Origin of the sequence: Hymenobacter glacieicola, assembly GCF_014640315.1 — a bacterium.
Lineage (GTDB): Bacteria > Bacteroidota > Bacteroidia > Cytophagales > Hymenobacteraceae > Hymenobacter > Hymenobacter glacieicola.
Genome location: NZ_BMGS01000001.1, coordinates 136,973 through 157,497, shown reverse-complemented (window position 1 = coordinate 157,497; position 20,525 = coordinate 136,973). Strand labels below are relative to the sequence as shown.

The window sequence follows — 20,525 nt, the reverse complement described above, 5'->3', positions numbered from 1 at the left end:
GTTCTGACAGTTTCTACTTCAACCACCCCGCATGATTGCCTACGTCGACGGTAAACTCGCTTATAAAGACCCCACCCAAGCCATTCTGGACGTGAACGGCATTGGCTACGAAGTCCGGATTTCCCTGGCTACTTACGCCAAGCTGCCCGCTGACGGGGAAAAGGCCAAACTCTATACCTACCAGCACATTAAGGAAGACGGGCAGGCGCTGTACGGCTTTCTGGACCCCAATGAAAAGGCCTTGTTCATGCAGTTGATTTCCGTTTCGGGTATTGGGCCGGGCACGGGCATCGTGATGGTGTCGTCCATGTCGGTGGGCGAAATCCGCCAGGCCATTGTCAGCGAGGACGTGCGCTCCATCCAGAGCATCAAGGGGGTAGGCCCCAAAACCGCCCAGCGCGTGGTGCTGGAGCTTAAGGATAAGCTCCGCAAAGATGAGCTGCTGGCCAAAGCCGGCATTGATACCGTACCGCTGGCCAAAGCGCACAATACCAACCGTAGCGAAGCGTTAGCGGCTTTGGTAACGCTGGGCTTTGCGCGGGCCGCGGCCGAGAAAACCCTCGACCAGATTCAGCACAAGCACGGCAACGACCTGAGCGTGGAGGAATTGATTAAATTCGCTCTTAAGTCTCATTAAGAGCCGACGGCTATAAGCTAGTAGTTGTCAGCTTTTTTAGTGGCTATTCATTTGGTGTGTTATCCACGGCCAAGGGGTAGCAGCTGACCGCTCCTAGCTTCCTTTTCTCCCCTTTCCGACGACTATTGACGCTTGAATACCGGTAAGAAGTCCCTTGCTGCCTCCCTGGCGGCAGTTGTATCGTTGGTGGCGTGGTGGTCGCAGGCAACGCCGCTGGGCAGCGCGGCTACCCCGTTTGCCATGCAGCAGCTCTGGTCGGATTGGCTGCCCGCCAGCTCCCCGCGGCTGCGCTTGCCGCTGGGCTTTGCCCCCGATACGCCCCGCATTGATACGGCTCGTTACCAGCCCAGCCGGCGCCCGCGCGTGGCCCCGCAGGATCGGGTGGGCACGCCCATGGCACCGCAGCGCCGCCGCTCGCCGCTGGTGCTACCCCTACCCTCCAACGTGCAACTCGACGTGCAGGCCGACGACAGCCTGAAAAACTTCGATGTGCGCGAGAAGCTTGGCTCAGATCTGGACTACCGCGACCCAAGCCGCATGACGTTTGAGGAGTACTCGCGCTGGCAGCAGCAGCAGGCCGTGCGCAACTATTTCCGCCAGCGCTCCGCCGGCGGCGTGGCCGGGGACGCCAACACTCCCGCCAGCAAGCGCCTGATTCCGAAAATTTACCTGGGCCCCATGGCCGACCGGATTTTCGGGGGTAGCTACGTGGACATCCGGCCCCAGGGCTCCGTGACGCTGCGCATGGGTGCGCGCTTCAACCGCAACGAAAACCCTACCCTGACGTTGCGTCAGCAGCGCGTGGGCGACTTTCAGTACGACCAGAACCTCAACCTGAACCTGACCGGGCAGATTGGGGAAAAGCTCAAGCTGACGTTTAACTACGACACCCGCGCGGCCTTCGATTTCGAGAACAACATGAAGCTCGATTACACGGGCTACGAAACCGATATCATCCGCAAGGTGGAGCTGGGCAACGTGTCGTTGCCCCTGAATAACTCCCTGATTACGGGCGGGCAGAACTTGTTCGGGGTAAAGGCCCAGTTCCAGTTCGGGCGCCTGGGCATTACCACCGTGGCCAGCACCCTGCGCGGCCAGGCCGACGAGGTGCGGATTCAGAACGGGGGCCAAAGCCGGCAGTTTGAGCTGAAAGCCAGCCAGTACGAGCGGGACCGGCACTACTTCCTGTCCCAGGCCTTCCGCGACCGGTACGACGCGGCCCTGCGCAACCTGCCCACGGTGCAGAGCGGGGTCGAAATCACCAACCTCGAAGTATACGTCACGAACGACAACCGCCAGAGCGACAACCTGCGCAACGTGGTGGCCCTCATGGACGTGGGCGAGCCTCAGCGCCTGTACCGCCGGCGCTTTCAAAAGCCGGCCGGCCCCAACGCCCAGGCCGACAACAACGCCAACACCCTGCTCAGCCAAATTCTGGCCGGCGGGGCCACGGCCCGCAACGAGCTGGGCGTGGATGACTACCTGACGGGCACGCTGCAGCTGCAGCGCAACATCGACTACGAGCACATCCGGGCCCGCAAGCTGGACCCGCGCGAGTACACCTACAACGCGCAGCTGGGCTACATTTCGCTGAACACGCAGCTGCTGCCTGAGCAGGTGCTGGCCGTTTCCTATCAGTACGTGGACAACCGGGCCAGCGGCACCCGCTCGAATGCGCCCAAGCAGGTAGGGGAAATCAGCTCCATTGACTACGCTTCCCGCAACCAGGACGAGGTCATTTTCCTGAAGATGCTGAAGGCCACCAACCCCGGCGTGGGCCTGGCCGACCCCAGCCAGAACCCCAGCAACGAGAATTTGCTGACCCGCAACCTGCCGACCTGGGATTTGATGATGAAAAACATCTATCCCCTGAACGCCTCCCAGCTCAACCGCGACAATTTTCAGCTCCAGATCATCTACAAGGATGACGTAACGGGCGTGGATTTGATTTCGCTCAAGGAAGGCCAGCGCATTGCCAACCGCCCCCTGATTGAGGTGCTCAACCTCGACAATGTAAACCCCAACAACGACCGGAACCCCGACGGTAACTTCGACTTTTTCCCCGGCATCACCATTGACACGGAGCTGGGCAAGATCATCTTCCCGGAAGTGCAGCCCTTCGGCAACTATCTGGCGGCCCAGTTCGATACGGCTACCTCCGCCACGGAGCGGGAGTTAGCCCGCAAATACGTGTACCGGGAGCTATACACCCAGGTGCAGAGCGACGCCCAGCAGCGCCAAGAAAAGGACAAGTTCTTTCTGCGCGGCCGCTTCCAGGCTACCGCCACCGACGAAATCAACCTGCCCGGCATTGGCATTGCCGAGGGCTCGGTGCGGGTGCGCGCCGGCAGCACCTTGCTCCAGGAAGGTGTTGACTACCAGGTATTCTACGATCAGGCCAAGGTTAAAATTCTGAATCCCAGCTACCTCAACTCGGCTAATGAGCTGCGGGTGGAGTTCGAGAAAAACGCGCTGGTGCAGGTGCAGCCCCGCAAGCTGCTGGGTGCCCGCTTCGACTACCGCGTATCGCCGGACCTGAACTTTGGGGCCACGGTGCTGCACCTGCGCGAAAACCAGGCCCCGGGCATCAACCGCGTCAACATCGGCGACGAGCCGGGCAACAACACCATCTACGGCTTCGACGTGAACATGCGTCGGGAGTCGCGGGCCCTGACCAAGTACCTGGACATGCTCCCCCTGCTTTCGACCAAGGAAGTTTCCTCGGTGGCCTTCAGCGGGGAGTTTGCCCAGCTGCTGCCGGGCCAGTCGAGGCTGGGCAACGGGGAAAGCGGCGGCGAAAACGGCGTCTCCTACCTCGACGACTTCGAAAACGCCCGCACGCCGTACACGCTGGGCGGCCTCAACTCCGCGACTACCTGGCGGCTGGCTTCCACGCCAGCCCCGCTGGGCGGCACCGTGCAGGGCCTGGAAGCAGGCTACCGCCGGGCCAAGCTGGCCTGGTATACCGTGGACCAAACCTACTACACCAACGGCCAAAGCAAGCCCCAGAACATTGGGGCAAACGACCTGAAAAACCACTACGTGCGCGGCATTAAGCGCACGGAAATCTTCCCGAACCGCGACGTAGGCACCACGGGTAACTCCTTCGAGTCGACCTTTGATTTGGCTTACTTTCCCGATGAGCGGGGCCAGTACAACTATACCCCCAACGTCGACCCCAGCCAGCCGCGGCGGTTTTCTGCCACGAATGCGCCCGCTAACCGGGCCCGCTACGGCGGCGTATCGCGCGAAATCACCTTCGATACGGATTTCGACAACGCCAACGTGGAGTACCTGGAGTTCTGGCTGATGGACCCGTTCATCAACACCGAGAACGGCCGGGTAATTGACTCCGACGGGCACCAGTCGAACAACACGACTGGCGGCGACCTGTACATTAACCTGGGCTCCGTTTCGGAAGATGTGCTCAAGGACAATAACCGCTACGAGTTTGAGAACGGCCTGCCCGCTGACGACGCGAACCGTAACCAGGATACTAGCCCTACGCCCTACGGCCGGGTATCACGCCAGCCTTTCCTAACCGATGCCTTCAGCGCTACCCCCGGGGCCCGGGCCCGCCAGGATGTGGGCCTGGATGGGGTAAACGACACGGAAGAAAGGACGCTGGCCGGAGCCCCAGCCGCGTACGGCTCGGTACCCGACCCCGCGGCCGACAACTTCCGCCACCACCTCGACGAGAGCTACGACCAGGCCGACGCCAAGATTCTGGCCCGCTACAAGGATTTCAACGGCATGGAAGGCAACTCCCCGGAGGGCAGCCAGCGCAGCTCCAGTGCCTTTCCCGACAAGGAAGACCTGAACCGGGACAACGTGCTTACGGACACGGAGCGCTACTACGAGTACCGCATGCAGTTGCGGCCCGGGCAGATGGAGGTAGGCCAGAACTTCATCGTGGACAAAATCACGAACAAGAATCGGGATACTGATAATGAGGAAGTAACCTGGTACCAATTCCGGATTCCGGTGCGCCAGCCTACCGGAGTGGTGGGTACGTTGCAGGGGCAGGACTTCGGCTTCAAATCCATCCGCTTTCTGCGCATGTACCTGACGCAGTGGGAACAGCCGGTGGTCTTGCGCATGGTGCAGCCTCAGTTTGTGGCCAACCAATGGCGCCGCTACCTCACCAAAATTGCCGACCCCACGCAGGTTATCGTGAGCCCCGACACGGACGCCGATGCCTTCAATATTTCCACGGTCAGCATTGAGGAAAATGGCCCGGCAGTAACTGCCGGCTCCGATGCCATTCCGTACGTGCTGCCGCCCAACATCCGCCGCGACCGGGAGTACGGCTCCAGCACCGTGAACCGCCAGCAGAACGAGCAGAGTTTGCGCCTGGTGGTGGAAGGCCTGCGCGACGGTTTCGCGAAGGCTGCCTACAAGAACGTGAACCTGAACATGCTGCGCTACAAGCGTCTGCGCATGTTCCTGCACGCCGAAAGCGAGGATGGCACCGTACGCAACGGCCAGCTGCGGGGCTTCGTGCGCATCGGCACCGACTACACCCAGAACTACTACGAGTACTCCCGGCCCCTGGAGCTGACCCAACGTGGCCTCGGGTCCTACACGGCCGAAAATGTGTGGCCTGAAGCCAACCGCATCGACCTGAAACTGCAGGACTTTATTGACGCCAAAGCCCGCCGCAACCAGCAGGCCGCTAACAGCGCCGACTACACCAAGCCCTTCGTGGTGACCCTGCCCGATAACTCCACGATTACCATTGTGGGCAACCCCGACTTGTCGGCGGTGCAGGGCGTGATGATTGGCATTCTGAACCCGCGCGACGACAACGCCACCAAAAACCTGACGCTCTGGGCCGATGAGCTGCGCGTGTCGGAGTTTGATACCGAAAACGGCTGGGCCGCTACCGCCCGCTTCAACGCCAAGCTGGCCGATGTAGCCAACATCACGGCCACGGGCAGCTACGTGACTACCGGCTTCGGCGGGTTGCAGGACCGCGCCCAGCAGCGCTCCATCGACAACATTGCCCGCGGCGACGTAAATGCTACCATTTCGGCCGACAAGTTTTTCCCCGAGAAGCTGGGCATCCGGGTACCGGTGCTCGTGCAGGCCGGCGTGGAAAGTCGCGCCCCCAAGTACGACCCGCTCGACCCCGACACGGAGCTAACCCAGTCCTTGGAGAAATTCAAGACGGCGGAGGAAAAAGCGGCCTACCGCCGGGAGGTAGTAGACCAGACGAGCCAGCGGAGCATTTCCCTGCTCAACGTGCGTAAGGAGCGCACCAACCCCGAAAAGAAAGTCCGCCCCTACGACATCGAGAACTTTGCCCTGAGCTATTCGCTCACGGAGCGCCTGCACACCGACGTGCGCACCGACCGGGATTACACCCGCACCTACACCGGGGCCCTGGCTTACGTGTATCAGGCTACCCCGCGCAACTACACGCCCCTGGCCAAGGTGAAAGCCTTCGACTCGCCCTACCTGAAAATGTTCCAGGAGGTCAACTTCACGCCCCTGCCCTCGCGCTTCTCCTTCCGCGCCGACCTGGACCGCCGCTACAACGAGCGGTTCCTGCAACGCACCCTGGAGCCCGGCCAGGTACCCGTGACAGCTGGCATTCCGGGCGTGTTCCAGAAGTCGTTTTTCCTGAACCGCATCTACGACCTGCGCTGGGACCTGACCAAAGCCCTGGCCATTGACTACACCGCCACCAACCGCGCGGTAGTAGACGAAGGCCCCGGTCGCACCATCGGCGACGACGCCATTGCCCAGCGCAACCGCCAGCAACTGCGCGACAACCTGTTCCGCCGCGGGGGCCGCACCACCAACTTCAACCAGACGGTGGCCTTCACCTACCGCCTACCCCTGGACAAGTTCCCGCTCACCGACTGGCTCTCGGCTGATGCGCGCTACGCCGCCAACTATACCTGGCAGGCGGCTTCCACGGCCTTGCGGGCGCCTTTGCACCCCGGCAACCCCGCTGATACCACCTCCGGGCGGCTGAACCTGGGCAACACCATTCAAAACAACGGGGAACTGAGTGCCAACGGCAAAATTGACTTGGTGAAGCTTTACAATAAGGTGCGCTTCCTCAACATCATCAACAATGCCCCGCCACCCCAGCCCCGGGCCCAAGCCACCGACAACCCGCGCGACTTACGCGGGGGCGTTGCCCGCCGCGCCGCGCCCGGCGTGGTGCCCGACCCCGCCCAGGCCGCCGCTGACTCGGCGAAAGGACCGGAGCTGCGGGCCCTGAAAGCCGTGCTTCGCTCCCTGATGACAGCCCGCTCCATCAACTTTACCTACACCCGCTCCAACGGCACCTTGCTCCCGGGCTACCTGCCCGGCACCCGCTTCTTCGGGATGAACAGCGACTTTGACGCGCCCGGGGTGCCCTTCCTGCTCGGCCGGCAGTACGACCTGGATAACCTGTACCAGCGGGCCGAAAGCCGGGGCTGGTACACCGACAGCAGCCAGTACCTGAACACGCCGCTTAGCTCCCTGCTCACCGAGGCCCTAACCCTGCGCACTACCCTGGAACCCTTCCGCGACTTTGTGATTCAGTTGGATGCCCGCCGCAATTTGGTTCGCAATCGGGAAGTGTTTTACCGCCTGCAGGTAGACACGGTGAAGCTCACGCCCATTCCCGGCCTGGGGCCGCAAGCCAGCAACGCCCTCGGCTCCGGCACCTTCAACACCTCGTTTATTTCCATCCAGACCTTGTTTGGGGACCTGAGCAACCGGGGCGAGATTTCGAAGGCCTTCCAGCGCTTCGTAAACAACCGCGTGTTTGTGCAGCAGCGCCTCGCCGCCGATAATCAGTCCGTAGACCCGACCAATGGGCGCACCGGTACCTACAGCTACAACTCCCAGGATGTGCTGCTACCCGCTTTCCTGGATGCGTACCGGGGCCAGTCGTCGGATGGCTACAAGTCCAAGAAGTTCAACCCCTTCGCGGTACTACCCATCCCGAACTGGACTATTGCGTACAACGGCTTGTCGGAGCTGCCGTTTGTGCAGCGCTACTTCCGCTCCATTCAGCTGAGCCACGCCTACGCCTCCAACTACAACATCAACGGCTACACGACCAACGCTACCTACACCCAGGAGCCGGAAAACCTGCCCAACCGCGTGAACCTGTCTAACGGGCAGTACGTGCCTTACTACATCATTGGGCAGGTGACCATTGCCGAGCGGCTGGCCCCGCTGATTGGCCTGAACTTCCAGACCACCGGCAAGCTCAGCGGCCGCCTGGAATACCGCATCGACCGCAACCTTGGCCTGAACACGAACAACGCCCAGGTGACGGAGCTGCACTCTACCGAAATGATAGTGGGCTTCGGCTTTGCCACGAACCGCCTGAAGCTGCCCTTCCGCGTGGGTGGGGAGCAGCGCATCCTGCGCAACGAGCTTAACGTGCGCTTCGACCTCAGCATCCGCGACAACTTCACCATTCAGCGGACTATTCTGGATGTAGTTGACCCCGGCACCACGGGTACGGCCTCGGCGGGTCGGGCATCCAGCCAAGTAACCAACGGCACCCGCCAGTTCCAGCTCCGGCCCACCGTCGACTACGTGCTTAATCAGCGCCTGAATCTGCAGTTCTTCTTCACCCAGAATATTACGGCCCCGCGCGTGCAGAATGCCTTCCGCAACACGGCCACGGAAGGTGGCGTCCAGCTCCGCTACAGCTTGTCGCAGTAGCGGTGCAGTAGTGATTGAGTGATTGAGTGATTCAGCGAACTGATGAGTTAAACCCGTCTGTCATCCGGAGCTTGCCTTAACGCTCTAACTCACGAATCTCTAACTCACTAAATCACCCAATCACTCACGCACTGTCTCACTATTTCACCTTTAACCTTTACTTTTGAGCCGACACGCTCCGCGTGCACCCATTTACTTTTTCCAAAACCGCACCCCATGAATCTGCCCGCCAGCCTGAAGTACACCAAAGAGCACGAATGGATCCGTGTGGAAGGTGACGTTGCCTTCATCGGCATCACCGACCACGCCCAGAAAGAACTCGGCGACATTGTGTACGTGGACATTGACACCCTCGACAAGGAGGTAGCGCAAGACGAGGTATTCGGCACCGTGGAAGCCGTGAAAACCGTTTCGGACTTGTTCAGCCCCATTACTGGCACCGTACTGGAAGTAAACAGCGCCCTCGACGGTAGCCCCGAGCTGGTAAACTCTGACCCATACGGCGACGGCTGGATGGTGAAAATTGCTATTGCCAACCCAGCTGAGCTGGACGGCTTGCTGACTGCAGAAGCGTACGGTGAGTTGGTAGGCGCCTAGCCCACCGCTCCTATCTATACTGGCCGTGCTTCCTACCGCGCCGCCCCCGCCCCGCCGTCGGGCCCTTGTGGTCCTGCCGCTGGCGTGGGCGGCGCTGGTATTTGCCCTGACCCTGACGCCAGCCCAGGAAATGCCCGATACGCCCCACTGGGAGCTGCTGGCCTTTGACACGGCTGCCCACGCGGGCGTATTTCTGGTGCAGGCCATGCTTACAGTTTATTGGGCGCGGCGGCAATCCTGGTTTCCTCGGCTGCAAGCCCGCGCCTTTAGCGCCGTACTGGCGCTAACCGTTGGGATGGGCGCTTTTATTGAACTACTCCAAATGCTGATGGACCTAGGCCGGCGGGGCGAATGGTCAGATTTATTGAGCGACTCGCTGGGGGTAGTAGGCGGCTTGCTGCTGATGTGGGCTACCCGCCGTTTCTGGCAATGAAAGCGCTTCGTCCTGGCCGCTGCTTCCGGCCCTCCCCTATTACTCTGGCCCTTGCTTTTGCTGGCCTGTTCCTGGCTCCGGCCGCCTACGCCCAGGACATGCCCCGCGTGCGGAGCACTATTGCCGAGCTGGCTTCTCCCGCTTTTCACGGCCGGGGCTACGTGCGCCAGGGCGAGCAAAAAGCGGCCCGCTACCTGCAGCAACGCTTTCGTCAGCTGGGCTTGCAGCCGCTTGCGCCGGATTTTCGGCAGTCCTTTACACTAGATGTCAATACATTTCCGGGTAAGCTGAAGCTCCGCTTAAGCCGGGCGCTGTTTGCTTTCCCATTGCTAGGTAATCAGCGTCGCCTCCGGCCCGGCCTCGATTTTATTGCGGCTCCCGACTGTGGACCAGGCCGACTAAGTATCGGTCGGACGCTAACTTACTTGGATAGCACGTTACTAACGGATGCCGCCGCCCGGCAATGGTTCCTGCGTCTCACGAGCTTCCCGGGTACTGTGGTTTTGTCGGCCCGTACTAAAGCGCGGTTAGCTCAGTATCCGCCGGATATCCGCCAGCGCCTCGACTCGGCCACTGCTGTAATCACCTTGGTTCCGAAACTAACGGCCTCGTTGGCTCCTGTTCAAAGCCGACAGATACGGCTTGAGGCGCTGCCACATCCTTGGTTAACAGGGGCCAGTAACTATTCTGGCTTACCGCCTGCTGCTACGGCCAAACTGCGGGTAGATGCTCAACTTAAAACATCGTACCAAACCCAGAATATCGTCGGCTACCTGCCCGGCCGCATTCAACCCGACTCGTTTTTGGTAGTAACCGCTCATTATGACCACTTGGGCCCGATGGGCAAGCGCGCGTACTTTCCCGGCGCCAACGACAACGCCAGCGGCGTGGCCATGCTGCTGGAACTGGCCGCCTATTATGCCCGCCCCGAAAACCGCCCGGCCTGCTCCCTAGTGTTTATTGCTTTTGGGGCGGAGGAGGCGGGCCTGGTCGGCTCCAAGTATTTTGTGGAGCACCCCCTGGTTCCATTAACGAGCATCCGGTTTCTGCTAAACTTGGATTTGCTGGGTACGGGAGAGGAGGGAGCTACGGTAGTGAACGGACGGGTGTTTGAGCGTCAGTATCGGGAGCTAGCGGAGCTAAACGCTACGGGCCAGTACCTGCCCGCTCTTGCCGCCCGGGGCCGCGCCGCTAACTCCGACCATTACTACTTTTCCGAGCGCGGCGTACCGGCTTTTTTCCTCTATACCCGCGGCGGCATTAAGGCGTACCACGACGTGGCCGACCGTGCCCGAAGTCTACCGTTGACTGGTTTTACCGGTATGTTTAGCTTGCTGCGAGACTTCCTAAACCAGCAAAGCGCCCATTAAGGTTACTGCTGGCTAGCAAAGCAAACAAAAAACCGGGGCCTTCCAGTAGTTGCTGAAAGGCCCCGGTTTTTAAGTAATCAGCTGCCAAAAAGCTTTGGCAAATGTGTTTTAGCTGTTGGCTTTAAGCGAAGCCATGATCTGCTTGGCTACGTTTTCCCACTCCGGCTTCTGACGGTCAGCGCAGGTGAAGGTGCACATGAGCAGCTTGCCTTCCACATCGGTGAAGAAAATCAGGTTGTACACCTCGTGGCCAAGCTCGGGCTTCATCAGCTCCATGTAGCCTACTTTGCGGCCGTTCACTTCCTTCACGCCGTGGTTAAACCACTTAGCTTCTTTGAACTGCTTGGCGTAGGTCTTGTAGAAGTTGTCCGAGTACATGTCGATCATATCCTGATCGGCCGTGTTGTCGGTGTAGGAGAAGGCAATGCTAGCCTCCTTGCTATTGGTGTAGATAACACTTGGACGGCTCTGCGCCTTGGCGTAGTTGAAATCCATTTGCTGTTCGCTCATCACCTCAAAGCCTTTGGGGATGAGAATCTCCACCCGCTCGCTTAGCACGCGCTTTTTGATCAGCTCCACTTCAGCGAAGGGACGGGCAGCCATCAGCAACAGCATCAGGCAAAAAATGGGGGCGGCGAGTAATACTTTTTTCATAAGTATGGACTGAAAAAAGGTGGAATTCAAAAGCAAGATGTGGTCCGAAGAGTGAGAAGTCGCTCTGTTTGGATAACACAATTTACGCACAAAATTTCAAGCTGCAAGTATTTTACAAAAAAATAGTTCCCGCTTTGGGAGAAATCCTTCTGTAATTAGAGCAAAAAAACCTCTTTAAAGCGTAAAAAGGCACTTTACGAGCAACATATAGAGCTAAGCATATTCCAGAGACTTCCCTGAAAAATCCCAATAATGTATTGGGAATAGCCTATACGAGATACTAACGGCAAAGTTCAATTCCTGGATTTTAGTCCCGCACATTTTCCGAGGTAGTACTCAGAGAATGTTGTTGATTTGTTCCTTGATTTTCTCGAGCTCTTCCTTCATTCCTACCACCAAGTGTTGGATGGTAGAATCGTTGGCTTTGGACCCGATAGTGTTGATTTCTCGTCCTATTTCCTGCGAAATAAAGGCTAATTTCTTTCCGGTGGGCTCTGGCAACCCGGCCGTTTCGGCGAAGTAGTGCAAATGGTTGATCAATCGCACCTTTTCCTCGGCAATGTCAAGCTTCTCAATGTAGTAGAGCACCTCCTGTTCAAACCGAATCGGGTTGAAATGCTCGTTGCTGCTAATCTCGGCCAAGTGGGTTTGCAGGCGCTGCCGAACCTGCTCAATACGAATCGGATCGAAGCGCTCCACTTCCGCGAGCAGGATGCGAATTCGGTCAACATAACCTAGAATTTCCGAGGTTAGAGCCTGGCCTTCGTCGCGGCGGAACTGGTTAACCCGGTCCAGGGCCTGCTGTAGCAGGGGCAGTAACTCCTCCCAAGGCGTTTCCTCTTCCTCCTCAGTGGCGGCCGTGGCATCAGTGGGAATGCGCAGGGAGCCTGGCAAAGCGTGGGCAACGGCCGTGAGCTGCTCCAGGGAAAGACCCGTTAGGGCGCTCAGCTCCTGCAATTCTCGGCAGGCTAACGTCAGGACCTCCTTATTAACAATGGAGCCCTGGCCGCCCGTAGCACGCGGACGCGTGAAATCCAGGTTCAGGTTTACTTTGCCCCGAATCAGGCTTTTGGTTACTAGATTCCGGATTTCCAGCTCCCGATCCAGCAGAAACCGGGGCAGCCGCAGGCTCAGATCCAGCGTTTTGGAGTTGAGCGATTTAATTTCAACGGTGGCGGAGTAGCGGTCGGTTTCGCGGTGCGCGATTCCGTAGCCGGTCATCGACTGGAGCATAAGCAGGTAAAGCAAAGTGAGGACGAAAACAGTATTTCCGGCGCGGTCAGGGTGCTGTAGGAAGCGCTGACTCAGGCGTGAGGGAAGTGCAATATTAGCATATCGGCGCTAGTCTGCTTACCCGAACTGTTATTAAAAGATGAACCCAAGCCATTCATCTTCAGCAGCTTTCTCATTATAAATAAAGCAGTTACCGGGTCCTGGTCAGGAAAATGCTAGTTGTGCCCGGCACGCCCTGCCACTTGGGTTGCGGGCCAGTGGCTACCACACGTTGGCGCGTAGCACCCAGACAAACGCGCCGGTTGTCGAGGCAAGTAGCATCCACTATGTTATCAGAGCATCGTCTCTCTTCTAACAGCTTTGTATACTATATAGAGAGGAAGCAGAGCCGGTGGATTTCCGCTTGACTGGAGGCGAAGCTCTTGGTGTTAGTTGAACTATGGCTTGTCTTCTTTCGGCTGCTGGGGTTTCCGGTTAGCGCCTACATGGGTACCCCACCCATTTCATTTGCTACCTTCGTCGCATGCGTGTTTTGCACCTGCCCAAGTGGTATCCTAACCGCTACGACGACCAGGATGGGGACTTTGTAGCGCGGCACGTAGCGGCAATTGCCCAGTCGGCCGCTACGGAGGGCTGCGCCGTACAGGCGGCCGTGCTTCTGGCCACTGTTGCCCGGGCCCCCCTGCCTACCCTGCTCGATAAGGAGCTTGATTTCACGGGTCCGGTTCCTACCCTGCGCTATTACTACCGAAACCGCATTACGGGGCTGGCTCCGGTAGATAAGCTGCTAAAGCTGGGGCTGTATTTTTGGTGCCTGAGCAGCGGGTACCGCCGGTTGCAACAGCACTGGGGCGGCCGGCCCGACCTAGTGCACGTGCATGTGCTGCTGCGGACGGGCTTGTGGGCGTGGTGGCAGCAGCTGCGTCACAGGATTCCCTACCTCGTTACCGAACACTGGACTATTTATCTGCCGGAGCGCGCCCATCATTTGGGCTGGCTGCGCCGCCACCTGACGCGCTTCGTGGTGCGCCGGGCGGCGGTGCTGCACACCGTTTCGGAAAGCTTACGTGGGGCCATGCAGCAGCTGGGTTTTTGGAACCCGCGAACCGTAGTGCTGGCCAATGTGGTTGATACAAGCCTATTTGCCCCCGCCACTACCCCGCGGGTTCCCGGGCAGTTGCTGGTGGTGTCGGCCTTTCATGAGCAAGTAAAAAACATCGGGGGCATTTTGCGGGTAGTGGCCCGCTTACGGCCGCAGTGGCCCCAGTTGCGCCTGCGCCTCGCCGGCTACGGCCCCGACGAGCACCGGCTACGCCAGCAAGCGGCTGAGCTAGGCCTGCTAGCCGATGGTGCCGTGGTGTTTCTGGGCAAGCTGCCGCACCCGGCAGTAGCGCAGGAAATGCAGCAAGCGGCCGCGCTGGTGTCCTTCAGCCGGGCCGAAACCTTTGGCTGCGTGTTGCTGGAGGCCCGCGCCACCGGCTGCCCGGTGGTAGGGCCCGCCACCGGGGGCGTGCCCGAGCTGTTTCAGCCTCCCAGCGCTTTTGGCCTGTTGGTGCCGCCTGATGACGAAGCAGCCTTGGAGCAGGCCCTGACAACAATTCTCACCAACTCCGTGGCCTTCGCCTCCGACAGATTGCGCGCAGATGCGGAACAGCGGTGCGGCTATGAGCCGGTAGGGCGGCAGTTTATTGACTTGTACATCAGTATTATAGGTAACGCAGCCCGCCGGCCCGCCGAAACCGGTGCATCTTAGCGGCCCGTTCGCTTCTGGTACTATATGCTCCGCCGCGTTGTTCACAATTTCGCTACCCGCCTGGGTACTGCCCTCCTCAGCTTCGGCGTCGTCTGGCTGACGGCCCGCTACCTGGGAGCGGCGGGCCGTGGGGCCGTAAGCCTGTTCGTGACGGATTGCGCGGCCCTGCTGCTCTTTATCGGGCTGCTGGGGGGTTCTTCGCTGATTTACCTGGCCCCGCGCCGCAACCTCTGGCACCTGTTGCTGCCGGCTTACGGGTGGGCCGTGGTGGTGTGCCTGGCCGGAACGGCGGCAGTAGCCGGCCTGCGGCAACCTGGTCCGGCCTACCTCGGGCATCTGGCCAGCCTGAGTATTCTGCAAGCCTTCTTTTCAATCAACACGTCCCTGGTGCTGGGGCGCCGCCGCGAAGGAGCGTACAATCTACTGACCATCACGCAGATTGGGCTGTTGGCCGGCAGCTTGCTGCTGGCTTTTCAGGCGGGCGGGCCCTGGCTTTCCATGCAGGCCTACTACTGGAGCTCTTACGTGGCGTTCGGCGTACCGCTGCTACTGAGCTTCATTCCCCTGCTGCGGCAACCCGACCGGCGCCGACGTATGGGGCGGCGCTTGCGCGCTACTACCCGCGAGCTGGCCCGGCACAGCCGGGGCGCCCACTTCTCCAACATCCTGGCTTTCGCCAATTATCGGCTTAGCTACTACTTCGTGGCGCATTACGTCGACCTGCCGTCCGTGGGCATTCTGTCGGTGGGCGTGGCGCTGGTAGAGGCTATCTGGCTGATTCCGCGGAGCGCGGCCCTGGTGCAATACGTTGACCTGGTCCATTCTACCGCCACAGCTGGCCCTTTGCCAGCCGGCGCCCTGCGGGTGGCTCGCCTGGCGGTGCTGGGCACGGCCGCGGCTGTGGGGCTGCTCATTGCCCTGCCGGCCACGGTACTTACCTCCATTTTCGGCGCTGAGTTTGGGCCCGCCCGCCCGGTGATGGTGCTACTAGCCCCAGGAGCCGTTATTATGGCCGTGCAAATGGTAGTCAGCAGCTATTTTGCCGGTCGGGCCCGCTACCGAATCAACAATCTGGCTTCCGTGGTGGGGCTGGGTGTTACCCTGCTGGCCTGCGGACTGCTTATTCCCCCGTTCGGAATTCGGGGGGCAGCCCTGGCGGCTACCCTTTCCTACGGTGCATCTACGGCCTTTCTGCTGCTCCACTTTTGGCGCGATACGGGAGCCTTGCCGATGGCTTTTCTGCCTAGCGCGGCGGATGTCCGCTACTGCTGGCAGCTGCTGCGGGCGCGAATGGCGGCTAAGTAGCGGCTTTTACCGTCACCTCAAACCACGGACTGGGGTCAGCCCAGTAGTCGGGTTGCTGGCTGGGGCGCGGGGTAGGAAAATAAACGGCGCACAGCGTGTTGCCCACCTGCACGAGCTGGCCGGTGGCCGTGCCCGGCAGCCCATCCAGAATACCTGCCAGCACTTCCCACCGGGGCTGCCCGGGCTGCCGGCTGGCATCGTGCCACACCACCACGGTTTCCGGACCCACGAGGTGGGCAAATACCCGCTGGGTATCGGTCCGGACGGCTTCGTACCGATGGTCACCGTCAATGAATACAACCCCAAACGTGCCGAGTTGGGCCATGTCGTAGGTTGCTGAGTTACCCTCCAGGTGGTGCACGTTGGGCAAGGGTCGCGAGAAGAAGCCGTGCAACTCAATGTAACGCTCCGCCAGCCCCAAGGCCCGCAGCTCAGCCCCCGACAAGTTCAAAGTGTACACCTGCGAGGCTACTTCGGCCACGTTGGCGGCACTCTCGCCCCGCCACGTACCAATCTCGAAATAGCGCGTATCCGGGGCCTGCCGAACCAGGGCGCGCAGCAGCGCCAAGTCAGTGGGCAAGGACCCGCCGTCGCGGAAGGCAAACGGCCGGATGGTTTCGCCAGCGGGTGGCAGCAAACCGGGCAGCGGCACGAGGGGTAGCCCCTCTGCTCCAACAAGCCAGCGCGAGGCGTGGCGCAGGGCTTTAGCACGCCAAGTGGCTTCATCGGCCGCCAGCACTGTGTTCAGCAGCCACGGATTGCGCAGCAGGCTGCCCAGCCCGCGCAGGGTTTTGGTGAATCGGGACAAGTAAGAGGGATGCCGTTATAAAGTAGAGAAGTGACGCCTTATCCAGCCCAGAGGCATTGTGCAGCAAATTTGTGACACCAGAACATCAACCCCACCTCGTCACAACTTCACTGCTTCTTGCTTAGCTGATCGGGACTTTGCGCAGAATGGCCTCAATCATATCCTGGGTCCGGATGCCATCGGCCTCGGCTTCGTAGTTGAGCAGGATGCGGTGGTTTAGCACATCGGCCGCTACCTCCTTGATGTCTTCGGGCAGCACGTAGTCGCGCTCATCCAGGAAGGCCACGGCTTTGGCCGCGCGGTGCAGGGCGATGCTGGCCCGCGGGCTCACGCCAAACTGCACATACTGCTGAAACTCCGTCAGGTCGTACTCGGCCGGTTTGCGGGTGGCAAACACCAGCTCAATAATGTACTTCTCCAGGGTCTCGGAAATCTGTACCTGATTGATTTGCTGCCGAATACCGAAGATATCTTCCTTGGTCAGGATGGGGCTTACCTCGCCCACGTAGCTCATGTTGGCCATGCGGCGCATCACCTCCAGCTCGTCCGTTTTCTTGAGGTAGTCTACGTACACTTTCATCATGAAGCGGTCAACCTGGGCCTCGGGTAAGGGGTAGGTGCCTTCCTGCTCCACGGGGTTTTGGGTGGCCAGCACCAGAAATGGCAAATCCAGCGGATAGGTGGTTTCCCCAATGGTCACCTGCTTTTCCTGCATGGCTTCCAGCAGGGCGCTCTGCACTTTGGCCGGGGAGCGGTTCACCTCGTCGGCCAGCACCAGGTTCGCGAAAATAGGCCCCTTCTTGACCTGAAACTCCGACTGGTTCTGGTTGTAAATCATGGTGCCGACCAAGTCAGACGGCAGCAGGTCCGGGGTGAACTGTACGCGCTGGAAGTGCAAGTGCAGCACTTTCGAAAGCGTGCTGATGGTCAGGGTTTTGGCCAGGCCAGGTACGCCTTCCAGCAGAATATGCCCGCCGGTAAATAGCCCGATCAGCAGCCGGTTCAGCATGTAGTGTTGCCCTACTACTACTTTGCCTACCTCGGCAAATACTTGCTTGATTTTCTGCTGGTAGTCGGGAGCCGAAGCAAACTGCGGAGGCATCATACGGGAGCAAAACAGGTCTAAGGAGATTAAAGGTAGAGAAACCTTGCCACTACCCCTAAGCAGGCCTCCTTCTTATAAGGTATCGCCCGAGGGCAACAACTTATTTCCCGTCCTGAGACAGAGTGTTTTTTTATGAAACAACTACAATTTTTTATACTACAAGTACCAGCAAATTTATACCTTCAAGGTACTGAAGCTGTTGATTACCTGTGCTGTTGACTTTGCGAAGCCGTGCGGCTCCGCGCGGGCCCTACCCACGGCCACCCATTCCAACATTGCTGCTTTTCAGCCCCCAATACTGGGGGCCAGCTACTGCATTTACCGTCCTGAATTTCCACCCATTTATTCTGTTTCGCTATGAAAACACTTCTTCTCTTACTGCTTCTGCTTGGTAGTTATGCGGTATCAGCCCAGTCGGGCTGGCAATGGGTAAACCAGCTTAGCGCCTCCGGCGCTAGTATGGCTGCTAAAGGCGTCGTTACGGATGCAGCCGGCAACAGCTACGTTACGGGCTCCTTCGCAGGCACCACCTCGTTTGGCCACTTGTCCCTGACCAGCCGCGGCCTCACGGATCTGTTTCTGGTCAAGTACAATCCCGCTGGTAAGGCAGTGTGGGCCACCCAAATCGGCCGCGACCCAAAAACGCAGGCGTACTCCCAACCCACCGCTAGTGGCGTCGACGTAGCCCTGGACGCGGCGGGCAACGCGTATGTTATCGGCAATTTTACCGGTACCCTGTCGTATGGCAAAAGTGGCACCATCAGCAGCTTCAGCGACGGTTTCAACACGGCACTGGTAGCAAAATTCAGCTCCGCAGGTCAGGTACAGTGGGTTGAGCGGTTCGGCATCGCGCAGTTTAGCTGCTACGGCGCCGCCATTGCCACCGATGCCGCGGGCAACAGCTACGTCACTGGCCGTTCTGATTACGGCGGTATTCAGTTTGGCACTCAGGTGGTGGGGAGCAGCCGCCGGGTCATGTACGTGGCGCGCTACACCCCAACCGGCGCCGTTGCCTGGGCCAAAGTTTCTTCGAACTACAGCAGCTACGGGGCCAGCGGGGCCGACGTAGCCTTGGATGGACGCGGGAACTGCCTGGTGGGCGGGGGCTTCACCAACGATATGGTTCTGGACGGCACTGCCCTTACTACCACCGGCTCCGACGCGTTTTTGGCCAGCTTTCACGCGGCTTCCGGCAGCCTGCAATGGCTCCGGCAAGGCGGCGGGGGTAGTGCCAGCTCAACGGCGTACATCAGCGCCCTCGCCACCGACGGCCAAGGCAACGTGTACGCCGCCGGGCAGCACGCTGGCCGCACGGCCTTCGGGGGGCAACCCCTTAGCAGCAACGGCGACTTTGACCAATTGCTAGCCCGCTACACCCGTACGGGGGCCTTACAATGGGTGTACTCCGGGGGCACCAGCGCGCCGGAGTACAGTTCATGCCTGGTTACAACTCCGGAAGGCACCAGTACCTTGATTGGGCGCCGCCTGAACTCGCGCAACGAGGCTACCACCATAATTCAGAGCATACAGCCCACTGGCACGGCATATTACTCGGAGACGTTGGGCAAAACCGGCAGCTGCATTACCGCCAGCATTGCCCAAGACAAAGCCGGCAAGCTTTACCTGGCCGGCAGCCTGGAAGGTACCGCTAGCTTCGGGGCCACCACGTTGCGGGTGCCCGCCGGAACCGCTGGTTTTGTGGGCCGCCTGCACTTACCGGAGGCTAAGTCTCACCACCGCGGTGGCAGCCACGCCAGCGTGCAGGTGTATCCTAACCCGGTGCAAGGCCGGCTGGTAGCTAGCCTGTCAGGAAACAAGGTTGGCCTGCTGCCCGGCAAGGCCCTGCTCCATAACTCCCTGGGCGTAGTGGTCGATGCCCAACCCTTACTCCTAGCCGACGTCACTCAGGCCCAAGCTACTTTCGATTGTAGCTCGTTACCTAAAGGGCTGTACGTGCTCAAGCTGTACTCCCCGGATGGCACCAGCTACGCCCAGAGCGTTGAAGTTCGGTAGTATAGCGGTTCACTAAAAGCAAAAACGTCCTCCGCAAGCCGCGGAGGACGTTTGTTGTACCAGAGACGGGACTCGAACCCGTAAGCCCTTAGGGCAAGTGATTTTAAGTCACTCGTGTATACCATTCCACCACTCTGGCTCTTGCCTGATTCTTCCCTCGATAACTAGCCGTTAATGCGTGGCAATTTGGGCATAATAGCTGTAAATTTTCAATGCGGTGGTCATTATTTATTCCATTTATGTGGTGAAGTTCCAGCGGAATAGGCTGTTGCAGCCAACGGCTTAACTTGCATTGCTCGCACTCCCATTGCTTCATACCTTCCTTTAACAGACGATTACGAAACCTATAAGTTGAAGTATAAGTCGAATTCTGAACAAGAATTGCTGCTAATTCCAGTGTCGCCCCGAAATTCTTGTACCGCTTCCCACAGTTCCAGGCACTACCTGTAAAATGGCTGGTACTAAGAGCGAGCTTTTGAATTCGTTGCTGCACCGTTTTATAGTTACCACCGGCCGGCACCAAGCCCAAGCGGCTTAAAACTTGGGCCACAGACAGGCTATCTGCTACAAGCTGTCGAAATTGCTCATCGGTGATGTTATGCTTGCGCGGGGCAGCCATTGCTAGTAGTTGTAACTATAGATTCACTCAAGACTTAGCATAAAGCAAAAGACCCTGCCGAATGACAGGGTCTTTTTTTGGAGCGGGAGACGAGGTTCGAACTCGCGACCTCGACCTTGGCAAGGTCGCGCTCTACCAACTGAGCTACTCTCGCTTTTGATCTTGGCGCCGTAGTGGCGTTTTGATGTGACAAAGGTACTACAGGAAACTGCGAAGTCAAGAGCCCGCCGCAAAAAAACCGATACTTTTTCTCTGTTCGCGGCCTTCCAGGCTGATTTTCAGGGAGAAAAATTTCAAGCAAAAACTCACTTTTTA

Annotated in this window: 13 protein-coding genes and 2 tRNA genes; 8 read left to right on the top strand and 7 right to left on the bottom strand. The window is 59.2% G+C overall.

Annotation, left to right across the window (positions count from 1 at the left end):
- Positions 1-31: 31 nt before the first annotated feature.
- From ruvA to IEW18_RS00635, 5 genes are all read left to right on the top strand, one after another.
- Entirely contained in the window at positions 32-637 is a 606-nt protein-coding gene (ruvA, locus tag IEW18_RS00655) for a Holliday junction branch migration protein RuvA (protein WP_188555892.1), read from the top strand.
- Between the two features lie 132 nt (positions 638-769).
- Entirely contained in the window at positions 770-8,320 is a 7,551-nt protein-coding gene (sov, locus tag IEW18_RS00650; protein WP_229728538.1) for a T9SS outer membrane translocon Sov/SprA, read from the top strand.
- Between the two features lie 216 nt (positions 8,321-8,536).
- Complete coding sequence (gene gcvH, locus IEW18_RS00645) at positions 8,537-8,917, top strand: glycine cleavage system protein GcvH (RefSeq protein ID WP_188555891.1); 381 nt, start codon at positions 8,537-8,539, stop codon at positions 8,915-8,917.
- Positions 8,918-8,942: 25 nt separating this feature from the next.
- The gene (locus tag IEW18_RS00640) at positions 8,943-9,350 is read left to right on the top strand and encodes a VanZ family protein (RefSeq protein ID WP_188555890.1); all 408 of its coding nucleotides are present in this window, start codon (positions 8,943-8,945) and stop codon (positions 9,348-9,350) included.
- Positions 9,347-10,720, top strand: a complete 1,374-nt coding sequence (locus tag IEW18_RS00635) for a M28 family metallopeptidase (RefSeq protein ID WP_188555889.1) — start codon at positions 9,347-9,349, stop codon at positions 10,718-10,720. Before IEW18_RS00640 ends, IEW18_RS00635 begins: the two co-directional genes overlap by 4 nt.
- Before the next feature lie 108 nt (positions 10,721-10,828).
- Here the strand turns inward: IEW18_RS00635 and IEW18_RS00630 are convergent, their stop codons facing one another.
- Together IEW18_RS00630 and IEW18_RS00625 are read right to left on the bottom strand one after the other, a co-directional pair.
- Complete coding sequence (locus IEW18_RS00630; RefSeq protein ID WP_188555888.1) at positions 10,829-11,374, bottom strand: hypothetical protein; 546 nt, start codon at positions 11,372-11,374, stop codon at positions 10,829-10,831.
- Between the two features lie 336 nt (positions 11,375-11,710).
- On the bottom strand, positions 11,711-12,607 hold the full coding sequence (locus tag IEW18_RS00625) for a YicC/YloC family endoribonuclease (RefSeq protein WP_188555887.1): 897 nt from the start codon (positions 12,605-12,607) through the stop codon (positions 11,711-11,713).
- A 523-nt stretch (positions 12,608-13,130) separates the two neighbouring features.
- Here IEW18_RS00625 and IEW18_RS00620 point away from each other — a divergent pair.
- Positions 13,131-14,360 carry a glycosyltransferase gene (locus IEW18_RS00620; protein ID WP_188555886.1) on the top strand — a complete coding sequence of 410 codons (1,230 nt, stop codon included), beginning with the start codon at positions 13,131-13,133 and terminating at the stop codon, positions 14,358-14,360.
- Positions 14,361-14,384: 24 nt separating this feature from the next.
- Positions 14,385-15,665, top strand: a complete 1,281-nt coding sequence (locus IEW18_RS00615; protein ID WP_188555885.1) for a lipopolysaccharide biosynthesis protein — start codon at positions 14,385-14,387, stop codon at positions 15,663-15,665.
- On the opposite strand, the gene IEW18_RS00610 is transcribed toward IEW18_RS00615, so the two are convergent.
- On the bottom strand, positions 15,658-16,473 hold the full coding sequence (locus tag IEW18_RS00610; RefSeq protein ID WP_188555884.1) for a class I SAM-dependent methyltransferase: 816 nt from the start codon (positions 16,471-16,473) through the stop codon (positions 15,658-15,660). The genes IEW18_RS00615 and IEW18_RS00610 overlap by 8 nt on opposite strands.
- Positions 16,474-16,594: 121 nt before the next feature.
- Entirely contained in the window at positions 16,595-17,578 is a 984-nt protein-coding gene (locus IEW18_RS00605; RefSeq protein ID WP_229728536.1) for an AAA family ATPase, read from the bottom strand.
- Between the two features lie 357 nt (positions 17,579-17,935).
- Between IEW18_RS00605 and IEW18_RS00600 the strand changes: the two genes are divergently transcribed.
- Positions 17,936-19,591, top strand: coding sequence for an SBBP repeat-containing protein (locus IEW18_RS00600; protein WP_188555883.1), 1,656 nt, complete (start codon positions 17,936-17,938; stop codon positions 19,589-19,591).
- Between the two features lie 57 nt (positions 19,592-19,648).
- Here IEW18_RS00600 and IEW18_RS00595 read toward each other — a convergent pair.
- From IEW18_RS00595 to IEW18_RS00585, 3 genes are all read right to left on the bottom strand, one after another.
- Positions 19,649-19,730 (bottom strand) — tRNA-Leu (locus tag IEW18_RS00595).
- Complete coding sequence (locus tag IEW18_RS00590; RefSeq protein WP_188555882.1) at positions 19,695-20,210, bottom strand: HNH endonuclease signature motif containing protein; 516 nt, start codon at positions 20,208-20,210, stop codon at positions 19,695-19,697. Before IEW18_RS00590 ends, IEW18_RS00595 begins: the two co-directional genes overlap by 36 nt.
- Before the next feature lie 78 nt (positions 20,211-20,288).
- Positions 20,289-20,364 (bottom strand) — tRNA-Gly (locus IEW18_RS00585).
- Positions 20,365-20,525 lie beyond the last annotated feature (161 nt).

Excerpts from the sequence above, each read along its gene's own strand:
- ruvA (WP_188555892.1), top strand. The coding sequence starts at position 32 with ATGATTGCCTACGTCGACGGTAAACTCGCTTATAAAGACCCCACCCAA.
- IEW18_RS00600 (WP_188555883.1), top strand. The coding sequence starts at position 17,936 with ATGAAAACACTTCTTCTCTTACTGCTTCTGCTTGGTAGTTATGCGGTA.
- gcvH (WP_188555891.1), top strand. The coding sequence starts at position 8,537 with ATGAATCTGCCCGCCAGCCTGAAGTACACCAAAGAGCACGAATGGATC.
- IEW18_RS00630 (WP_188555888.1), bottom strand. The coding sequence starts at position 11,374 with ATGAAAAAAGTATTACTCGCCGCCCCCATTTTTTGCCTGATGCTGTTG.
- IEW18_RS00635 (WP_188555889.1), top strand. The coding sequence starts at position 9,347 with ATGAAAGCGCTTCGTCCTGGCCGCTGCTTCCGGCCCTCCCCTATTACT.
- IEW18_RS00620 (WP_188555886.1), top strand. The coding sequence starts at position 13,131 with ATGCGTGTTTTGCACCTGCCCAAGTGGTATCCTAACCGCTACGACGAC.
- IEW18_RS00605 (WP_229728536.1), bottom strand. The coding sequence starts at position 17,578 with ATGATGCCTCCGCAGTTTGCTTCGGCTCCCGACTACCAGCAGAAAATC.
- IEW18_RS00590 (WP_188555882.1), bottom strand. The coding sequence starts at position 20,210 with ATGGCTGCCCCGCGCAAGCATAACATCACCGATGAGCAATTTCGACAG.
- IEW18_RS00615 (WP_188555885.1), top strand. The coding sequence starts at position 14,385 with ATGCTCCGCCGCGTTGTTCACAATTTCGCTACCCGCCTGGGTACTGCC.
- IEW18_RS00625 (WP_188555887.1), bottom strand. The coding sequence starts at position 12,607 with ATGCTCCAGTCGATGACCGGCTACGGAATCGCGCACCGCGAAACCGAC.